The organism is Paenisporosarcina sp. TG20 (assembly GCF_000286315.1).
In the GTDB taxonomy this organism is placed as follows: Bacteria; Bacillota; Bacilli; order Bacillales_A; family Planococcaceae; genus Paenisporosarcina.
This window is the reverse complement of record NZ_ALJG01000121.1, coordinates 1-3,953: the sequence shown is the minus strand read 5'-3', so window position 1 is coordinate 3,953 and position 3,953 is coordinate 1. Positions and strand designations below refer to the sequence as shown.

Sequence of the window (3,953 nt, the reverse complement as noted above, 5' to 3'; positions counted from 1 at the left end):
GTCCAGTGAGACCCCGCAGGCGACGAGGAGGCTCACTGGACCGCCCGCGGAAAGCGTCCGCCTGCAACGAAAATCATAACATAAACCAAAGTGGATACTGTGTGCTTTCTTTAAGGACCGGGCAAATTTTGCCCGGTTTTTCTTAACATAATTATTGGAGAAATAGAATAAACAGCGTGAGAGAAACTGAATAAACTCTTCACGAAGCAAATTAAAAATGGATTGAATCCGAATAAACTATAAATCATTACGCTCATTCCGAATTATTCTTAATTAAGTACTAACCGACATACCTTCGTTAGCGAAATCTTTCATTAGCCTCTCTATTTCAGGTCGAGTACCCATCTTTACTTGCTGTTGTATCAGGGCCTTAAGTGGACAAAATTTGACGGTTCCTTCAGCCGCTTTCATAGCTCCACAAGTAACCATCATTAGACCTGTTTTACATTGTGGATTACGAGAGAGTCTTGCGGTACCATAAGCGAGCATACTAAGACCAAGCGTTAGTCTAGCAAGAGCATTTCGTGTACTAATGTTTTGTGATTGTGACATTTCTGACATACCTCCTTGTCTGAATTTTTCATAAGTTCTTTAAAGTTTTTAATTGTTATGCTAATATAAAATAAATAAACCATACTAAAAGGAGAATGGATGACATGCAACACACATTGTGGAAAATTAATGAAATCCGTCATCAAATAAGTATGATTGATGGAAAGTCGAGCCCCGACAAAATTATCATAAACGCGAAATACTTACATAGTGTGTTAAAAACGTGGGTAGAAGGAAATATTTGGATTTCCAAAGACCGTATTATATATGCAGGTAAAGAAATGCCTGAAAAGACTTCTGACGCAGAAATAGTTGATGCCAGTGGACAGGTTATTGTGCCAGGCTATATTGAACCTCATGTTCATCCATTTCAACTTTATAATCCCCAATCATTTGCGGATTATGCGGCTCAATTAGGCACTACAACTTTTCTTTCCGATAACCTAATCCTCTTTTTATTTCTTGAAAATGAGAAAGCGTTTTCAATTTTAGATCAGCTAAATGAATTACCTTTTTCATTCTATTGGTGGGCAAGATTTGACTCACAAACAGAGCTTGAAAATGAAGATGAATTGTTTACTACAAAATCAATTTATGAATGGCTAAATCGTCCTGAAGTACTTATGGGAGGCGAGTTAACTGCTTGGCCTCGATTATTAGCAGGTGATGATCAGATGTTACACTGGTTGCAATCTGGTAAACTAAAAGGTAAAAAAATAGAAGGCCATTTTCCTGGGGCATCAGAAAAAACATTGGCCCGCATGCGCTTGATTGGAACTGATGGAGACCATGAAGCAATGACTATTGAAGAAGTAGAACGTCGGTTGCTACATGGATATGCTGTGACTTTAAGACATTCGTCTATTCGACCAGACCTGCCGGATTTATTAAAAGGTATCGTTGATAAAGGATTGGATGTATTTGACCATTTAATGATGACAACAGATGGTTCTACACCTTCATTCCATCTCGACGGTGTGATGGATAAATGTATTCAAGTAGCACTAGATGCTGGTGTAAATCCAATCGATGCATATCAAATGGCTTCCTACAATGTGGCTCGATACTACAATATGACAAGCCTACATGGCTTTATAGCAACAGGGCGACTTGCTACATTGAACTTTTTGGAAAATGAATATAATCCAGTCCCAGTAAGTGTACTATCAAAAGGACATTGGTTAAAAAAAGATGGACAGCAAGTTAAAAAGTTACCAACAATTGATTGGTCTGCCTTTGGTGGATTAGAGCTACCGTATGATTTGCATGATGGAGACTTTGAATTCTCTATGCCTTTTGGAATTGAAATGGTTAACGATGTAATTACAAAACCATACAGTGTATCAATTTATACAGGCGTGGAAAGCTTAAGTACAGAACATGATGAAAGCTACTTGATGCTAATTGATCGTAAAGGTAAGTGGCGTGTAAATACAATGATTAAAGGTTTTGCTAATTCTGTGCAGGGTTTTGCATCCTCTTACTCGAATACAGGAGATATTATCCTTATTGGGAAGAACCGTAAAGATATGCTATTTGCTTTCAATGAAATGAAACGCTTGAAAGGCGGAATAGTTCTAGTAGAACATGGTGAAACAATCGCACATATTCCATTAACTATTGGTGGGAGCTTGTCTAGTGAAAACTTAGATGACTTAATCTTACAAGAATTAAACTTAAAGAAAGCGTTAAAAGAACGAGGGTATATACACGGTGATGCAGTTTATACATTGTTGTTTTTACAATCTACTCACTTGCCGTATGTACGAATCACACAACGCGGAATTTTTGATGTGATGAAAAAGTCCGTTTTGTTCCCTGCGTTTATGAGATCTTAGGGGGATAACGATGAAGAATTTACTAGTATTATTAGTCTTACTATTCATTGTCACTGCTTGTTCTAATGAACCAGAACAATCAATCGAGACAACTCAACCAATTGAGAATGAAGTAGAAGAAACTCCACCCGTTGAAGAAGAGGAAGAAGAAGTTAAAGTTGAGATTGACCCATATATTGCACCGTTTTCAGGTGAACGTTCTAAAGAACAATTTACGAGTCGTCCAGTAATCGTAACTTACAATAACCATCCGAAAGCAAGACCTCAATCAGGAATTGCGAGTGCTGATATTGTTTATGAGATGGTTGCTGAAGGAAACATCACAAGAATACTTGCGTTGTTTCAAAGTGAGCTTCCTGAAAAAATGGGACCTGTCAGAAGTGCTCGGGATTACTTTATTAATATAACAAAAGGCCTCGACGCTTTTTACGTTGCACATGGCTATAGTCCTGAAGCTTTGCAGATGTTAAGAAATGGTGTAGTAGATAACATTAATGGGATGCAATACGATGGAACTCTATTTAGACGTTCAAGTGATCGTGTAGCACCTCATAATTCGTATATAACAGATGACCATGTAATTGAAGGAATGGAAAAAGTAAATGCACGGACAGAAATCGAAAAGCTTCCTGGTATATCGTTTTATGAGTCAGAACAAGAACTATCCACTGGCGAACCGGCGACCTTGATTGATGTACGTTATGGTGTTAACGAAGACTTCCACCATGTCTATTCATATGATACAATTACGCAACAATACAATAGATCTTCCGGTGGAATTGTCACAATTGATAAAGAGTCCTCAGAAGATGTTCTCTTAGCAAATGTACTGTTTTTTGAAGTTGTTCACCAAACGATCGATTCCGTTGGTCGTCAGCAACTAGATCTGACATCGGGAGGAACTGCCTATTTGTTCCAATCTGGAGTCATGAAAAAAATTGAATGGCAACAACTAGATGGTATTCTCACTCCAATGGATAACGGTCAGCCCGTTAAACTCGTTCCAGGAAAATCATGGATTCATTTAGTTAAAAGTATTGATCAGATGGTTACTTTCACTCCATAGTCACTAGGTAAGCTTGAAAAGGGGGTCATTCAATGCAGGTAGATAAAATTCGTGGTCACCAAACAGATCAGTTGTTTAAAGCGATTTTAGAATTAAAAGATTTAGAAGAATGCTATAAATTTATTGATGACTTATGCACCATTAGTGAAATTCAGTCGCTATCACAGCGTTTTGAAGTTGCACATATGTTACGTATGAAAAAAACTTATGAAACAATTAAAAATAAGACAGGTGCTAGCACAGCTACTATTTCACGCGTACGTCGTTGTTTCGATTATGGGAACGATACATATGATGAAATGCTAGGCAGGCTATATCCTGATGAAAAACCTTTCCAATTTCCAAAGTACTGAACAGAGACCGACTCTGTTCAGCTTTTTTTTGCAAAATAAGTCAATTTCATAATAAAAATCTAGCAATAAAATCCGAACAAAGTTGATTTTCACTCCATGCGGAAGCTTTCCGTGGGGCACGGCTTTAATCTCCTCGTCACTCTG

At 37.8% G+C, this 3,953-nt stretch carries 4 protein-coding genes; 3 read left to right on the top strand and 1 reads right to left on the bottom strand.

From position 1 onward, the window contains the following. Window positions 1-273: 273 nt before the first annotated feature. Window positions 274-552, bottom strand: coding sequence for a DUF2892 domain-containing protein (locus tag B371_RS0101225; RefSeq protein ID WP_019412506.1), 279 nt, complete (start codon window positions 550-552; stop codon window positions 274-276). A gap of 104 nt (window positions 553-656) precedes the next feature. Between B371_RS0101225 and B371_RS0101220 the strand changes: the two genes are divergently transcribed. The 3 genes from B371_RS0101220 to B371_RS0101210 are packed head-to-tail and all read left to right on the top strand — an operon-like array spanning window position 657 to window position 3,809. Further along, window positions 657-2,390, top strand: a complete 1,734-nt coding sequence (locus B371_RS0101220) for an adenine deaminase C-terminal domain-containing protein (protein WP_019412505.1) — start codon at window positions 657-659, stop codon at window positions 2,388-2,390. A gap of 10 nt (window positions 2,391-2,400) precedes the next feature. Next, on the top strand, window positions 2,401-3,456 hold the full coding sequence (locus B371_RS0101215; RefSeq protein ID WP_019412504.1) for a DUF3048 domain-containing protein: 1,056 nt from the start codon (window positions 2,401-2,403) through the stop codon (window positions 3,454-3,456). 32 nt (window positions 3,457-3,488) lie between these two features. After that, complete coding sequence (locus B371_RS0101210) at window positions 3,489-3,809, top strand: YerC/YecD family TrpR-related protein (RefSeq protein WP_019412503.1); 321 nt, start codon at window positions 3,489-3,491, stop codon at window positions 3,807-3,809. Window positions 3,810-3,953 lie beyond the last annotated feature (144 nt).